Source organism: Fulvivirga aurantia, from assembly GCF_009711475.1.
Lineage (GTDB): Bacteria > Bacteroidota > Bacteroidia > Cytophagales > Cyclobacteriaceae > Fulvivirga > Fulvivirga aurantia.
The window spans coordinates 1-4595 of the sequence record NZ_SMMD01000611.1; the positions used below are offsets into that span (position 1 = coordinate 1).

At 39.5% G+C, this 4595-nt stretch carries 4 protein-coding genes; 1 reads left to right on the forward strand and 3 read right to left on the reverse strand.

What is annotated here, in order from left to right:
- Positions 1-316 precede the first annotated feature (316 nt).
- Positions 317-1273 (reverse strand): ABC transporter ATP-binding protein, encoded by a 957-nt coding sequence (locus E1176_RS05675; RefSeq protein ID WP_155209597.1) that lies wholly within the window; start codon positions 1271-1273, stop codon positions 317-319.
- Between the two features lie 204 nt (positions 1274-1477).
- On the opposite strand from E1176_RS05675, the gene E1176_RS05680 reads away from it, so the two are divergent.
- On the forward strand, positions 1478-2551 hold the full coding sequence (locus E1176_RS05680) for a carboxylesterase family protein (RefSeq protein ID WP_155209598.1): 1074 nt from the start codon (positions 1478-1480) through the stop codon (positions 2549-2551).
- A 105-nt stretch (positions 2552-2656) separates the two neighbouring features.
- Here E1176_RS05680 and E1176_RS05685 read toward each other — a convergent pair whose 3' ends face one another.
- The gene (locus E1176_RS05685) at positions 2657-3016 is read right to left on the reverse strand and encodes a nuclear transport factor 2 family protein (RefSeq protein ID WP_155209599.1); all 360 of its coding nucleotides are present in this window, start codon (positions 3014-3016) and stop codon (positions 2657-2659) included.
- 3 nt (positions 3017-3019) lie between these two features.
- The gene (locus E1176_RS05690) at positions 3020-4531 is read right to left on the reverse strand and encodes a D-arabinono-1,4-lactone oxidase (protein ID WP_155209600.1); all 1512 of its coding nucleotides are present in this window, start codon (positions 4529-4531) and stop codon (positions 3020-3022) included.
- Between the last annotated feature and the right edge of the window lie 64 nt (positions 4532-4595).

A 4595-nucleotide genomic window follows, 5' to 3' on the forward strand; every position in this document is an offset into this window, starting at 1 on the left:
CTAAAAAGAAACCAGCTCAAAAAAGCAACGAATATAGAAATGAGACTGAAAATTACCAGATTGGTAATCAAATGACGCTTTTTACTATGCAAGTGGTATGGGACAGCGTTTATGAATTGGTCAAGATAATCCATTATCTCACCTTTCATATTCGGGTAAGATTGAAATAGGCTCTTTAATTTTTTAAATATAGCCTCATCAATTATGGAAATTCTTCGTGTACGCATTCCATGAATCTTCGTACCATATACAAACCTATCACCAATTAGCTCTCGAGACAATACCCAACATTGGGTATATTTGGTTTCATTTAATTTTAAACCTCTAAACTCACCTCATCTCCCACCGCATACTCGCCAACCCCACTCCTTACCTTGATTGATTGATCACCAATTTTGACCTCAAGCTCTTCATGACTTCCATAGTAGTTAACTTTAGTCACTTTGCCTTTCTTCATAGATTCACCATTAAAATGCAGCTTAAACATCTCAGGACGTACAATTACTTTTTCATTAACTTGAGTTAACTTTTTATTTTGCAATTTCCATGACGCCTTATCTATAAGGTTATAAGTACCAAAAAGACCGGCTACATATTCATTAATCGGGTAATTATATACATCATAAGGAGCGCTTGTTTGTATAATTTCCCCCTCATACATCACCAGTATTTGATCGGCCCAGGCCAGAACGTCTGACGGATCATGTGAAACCATGATAATAGTGGTGCCTAAATCGCGCTCAACATTTTCTATCACATTTTTGATTGTCGCCTGATGGTTCATATCCAGGTTAGAAAACGGTTCATCGAGCAATAAAACTTCCGGATCTTCAACAAGTAACTTAGCTAGCGAAACGCGTTGCCTTTCCCCTCCAGAAAGCTCCCTGGTATCTTGATCAATCAGGTGTTTGATATGACATGCTTTATAAAGCTTTTCCACGTCATCTTCAGAAATGCGATACGGGCTATAAATGAAGTCTTCGACCGTTATAAATTTGGGTAACTCAAAATACTGAGATAGGTATTTGATTTTTTTATGACCAGCTACTAACTGATCATTTGGACCCGGAATTTTTTCTTTCTTGTAATAAAGCTCTCCACTTGAAGCTTGCTCAAGACCTGCGATGATCTTCAGTAAAGTCGATTTTCCTGAACCAGTACCGCCAACTATGCCTACACGTTTAAGCTTCTCAACCTCTAATTGAATTTCTTTTAGAGCTAAACGCTCGCCATCGAAGGTCTTACTTACACCCTTAATTTGTAACAAACTCATATAAGTAATTATGAACTAACGAATGTAGCAAAATATACCCTCTCAATGTTGACTTACAGCCACATCTTGCTCGTCTGCTCAGATTTAATGATAACCATTTACCCTTTTAAGCTGCAGGTTATCGATGCAAAACGTGGTTTTAAAAACCATAAATAAACAATTACACGCTTTTTGCATTAGTGTGTTGATAAAAGATTCGACCATATGCCACAATATTATATTTACTTTCTTTTGCTATCGCTAACGGGTCTCACCTGTTGTTCGGAGGAAAAAGAGTCCGACTGCATTGAGGTGACCTGGTATGAAGATAATGACCGTGACGGAAAAGGCAATCCGGAATCTTCTTTACGCACATGCGAAGAGATGGTTGAAGGTTATGTATTAAATGATGAAGACACCAATGATAACCAGCCTGACTGCCCTAACCCTATAACTTACTACAAAGATCGTGATGGTGACGGATTAGGAGACCCAACCACAACTAAACAGGCCTGCTCACAACCTAAGGGCTACGTCACAAACGATGAAGATATAGGTTTACCTGAAGGACCCTCGAGCAAAAGATTAGCGAAATATAAAAAAGGCGAATATAATGATACGTACGCCTTTTGGGAGTATTTACCTGAGGGGTATAATGGAGAGACTAAATATCCGCTTATGATCTACTTACACGGTGCCGGGGAGCGTGATAAAGATGATAATGAAGCTAATGTACTAGACAATATTTTGCGACACGGGCCACCAAAACATATAAGTAGTGATGAATGGCCAGTAAGTGAGGAAGCGGGTGATAGTTTTATAGTGCTATCTCCTCAGCATGTAAGCGCTGCACTAGAGTGTCATGAAGCTGATCCTCTTCGACAGTTCTTACTGTGGGCTCTTGAAGAGTACAGGGTAGACTCAAGTAGGATTTACTTTACAGGAAATAGCTGTGGAGGTGTTGGCATCAGTAATTACCTCACTTACTACCTGAATGAAGAGCCTCAAATAGCAGCTGTTGTGCCTATTGCAGGTGAGCTGGACTTAGCGCTTGATGCAAACGGCTGTGCCCTTGGTCAGGTCCCTATTTGGGCGTTTCATGGGGATAGCGATGAAACTGTACCTGTAGAAGGTACGACTGTACCTATCAGTTATTTGCAGAACAATTGTACGAATACTAAAGAGATTAAAATGACCATTTATGAAGGGGTCGGACACTTTTCATGGGGACGCACATACGATGGCTCAGAAGGACATGACGTATTCTCGTGGTTACTCTCCAAGCAGTTAGAAAATTAGAAAAGCTTTTGAAAATATATACTAAGCCTATATATTGAGTTTAAGTGAGTCGGAAATTCACCAACACCATAAAACTAACCCGGGCGAGTCCCGGGTTTTTAGTTGCTACAAGTCTTTGAGCTTTCTCTCTTCGCTTATTTCACCTTCTATGTTGTAATAGGCATGTATCGTATCGATGAGTCCATTTTTTATATATAACCACTCACTCACCGCCATAGAGAAATCATCTTTTGACACTATGTAACGCACAGCGGCTTTATCCTCACTGTACAGTTCATCGATGATTTCTATTTTATTTCCTAAAAACTTATCTCGATTGGCGTTTACTAATTTGAGATACTCCTCTTTGCCTCGTATTATTCCGTACGGACTGTGATGTTCAAAATTTTCTGTAAGGGGTAAATTTTCTAGTGTGCCAGTGTTCCAAGAGTCAAACCATTGGTGTGTAATTTCTTTTGCATTCATAATTTAATAACCAATCACCCTTTTTGTAAAACTATTGCTGAATACCCCAATCGGGTTAAACTTTTTCACTACAGTGAGAAAACGATCAAAATCCTGATATGAGTTACGCGTAAATGTTTCGTCAATAGCATGGTTGATCTTACCCCAATGTGGACGCCCACCCTGAGCGACTAAAAACACAAGCAGCTGACTAATAAGAGTGTTACGTCCATATATATGTTTGAGTATTGGCGTGTCAATATAGCAAACGTCCTGGCGGTTTTCAGGAGTTAGAAATATCTCTGATGCCTTCACAAACCTCAAACCAATGGGTGATGTAATATGAATTTTATATTCTTTATGCAACTCTTCCAGATACGCCATCAAAAGCTCTATCTTTTCTAAGTATTTACCTTCTTTGTCAAGCGGGATGGCAATCTCACAGTCGTAAGCCCTTTCTTTGATATAATCCAGGCCCTGGTACATAACCTTATAGCCTTTGTTGATGTATTCGTCATCTTTTTGAGACTTCACTGCATTGTGTATAAACTTTGGAATATATCCCGGCCACTTATTTATTCGCCATATGACAAACCATAAAAAGTAAGGCACAATGCTAGCCAACTCAAATTGAAATGAACGAGTCATCCTTTTAATTCTATCCCATAATTTATGTTTTACCTGCTGTACTGCCTCGCTTGTATCATCTTTCGAATACAAATCATGATACACAATCAGGGCCAGGTTTGTGTCTTTGTATTTATATGGATTTATCTGCACAAAAATACTTCTGTGATTTTCTAAAAGCGATCCATCACGCAAGCCTTCTTTGGCTTTAGCCCAGTGGCATACTTCTTTTCGCTCAAGTAGTTTGTACATTTTCTCAACCTTGAGCACATAGGAATAAATTATACCCATCGAGCCAAAGCACACCAATGCTGTATTAAAAAAATCATCATCTAGCAGCAATTCTGGCCCATCATAAGTAGCGTCTTTGGTAAGGTGAGAACCTTCACTTCGCTCTATTCGATATACCTTGGCTTTATTATGATCTTCCAGATCCTGAGTCACCAATACAATTGAGTGAACCATATTGGCCATAGCTCCAAACTCCATTGAGCTACCATGAGTACCAGTAGAAATTGCTCCTGCTACACTCTGATGATCGATGCCACCCATGGTTGGAATGCAATACCCCAGCTTATCAAGTGACTCGTTGAGGTGCTCTAGCTTAATCCCACCCTCGACTTCGAAAAAACCTTCTTCACTTGTAAACTTATAAGGCTCTATTTTTTCGAGATGGTCTGTTTCGATTAAAATTCCTTCAGCTTTGGGTGCAGGTGAAAAGGAGTGACCTGAGCCTACGGCCCTTACAGTAAGCCCCTTATCTATACCTTCTTGAACAGCCTCCATAACCTGCTCCAGGTTTTCAGGACTATAATATCGCAGAGGTTCTACCCTAATTGTCTTAATGCTATTTCGCCATACAGGGCGACCAAAAAATGTCTTTTTGTTCTTTAAATGCTTCTTACTCATCGGCTGGTTTTTATACAATAATGAGAGAGAGTGAAGACTTAGCGCTTAATGTTTTGCTGAAGAC